The sequence below is a fragment of the Paenibacillus sp. P4_E11 genome (assembly GCF_056401635.1).
This window is the reverse complement of record NZ_JBFUIX010000626.1, coordinates 1-770: the sequence shown is the minus strand read 5'-3', so window position 1 is coordinate 770 and position 770 is coordinate 1. Positions and strand designations below refer to the sequence as shown.

Here is a 770-nt window from a genome sequence, read left to right as displayed (position 1 = left end):
TCCAACGCAGCCCGAGTATTTCCCCTTGTCTCATACCGGTAGTGAGAGCGAGGAGGAACGCTACGTAGGTTCTGTCATTTTTGGCTTCTTTCAGGAATGTGGTGGCCTCTTCTAAATTCCATATACGTAGCTCCTGCTTCTCTGCTTTTGGACGCTTAACCAACGCAGCTGGATTCCTGAGTATATATTCCCAACGAAGTGCTTGGTCTAATGCGTTATACAGGACTTTATGCACATCTCCTACGGATGCACCACCAAGTCCTCTCTCCGTCATGAGTGTGCTATACAAGTTAGTTATATCATGTGGAGTTATCTTGGATATCTGCAGCTTGCCAATGTATGGAATGATGTTCTTATCTACATGTCCAGAATAGCTGGCCAGCGTGTTCTTCTTAATCGTGGTTTCCTTTGCCTTTATCCATAGTTTAAAGAAATCGCTTAGTGGCATCTTGGATACTTCCTTATATTGCTCACTCTCGACCTGGGCAATCAACTTTGCGCAGGCTGCTTCTGCTTCCTTCTTCGTATTAAATCCGCTAGCCGTTTTCTGTCTCCGTTCATTTGTAACAGGGTCCCTTGGTAAATCTAGCGTGAAGCTCCATTTTGCACCGCACGTACATTTCTTTCCTTCCTCACATTTGCAGCCGCGCTTACGGAAGTATCCTTGCATGGGTTGTCCTCCTCTAACGGTTTTGTATTGATTGGCTAAATATTATGTTCAGCGCCACTGTGTCGAGCTTGTGCGCTGTCTGGGATGCCCTGTATTGTAA

The 770-nt window shown here is 45.7% G+C and carries 1 protein-coding gene; it reads right to left on the bottom strand.

The window, feature by feature from the left end; all coding sequences use genetic code 11:
- Positions 1 to 670: tyrosine-type recombinase/integrase (locus AC1DWB_RS36535; protein ID WP_477545935.1), on the bottom strand; the 670-nt coding region annotated here is incomplete at its 3' end.
- Between the last annotated feature and the right edge of the window lie 100 nt (positions 671 to 770).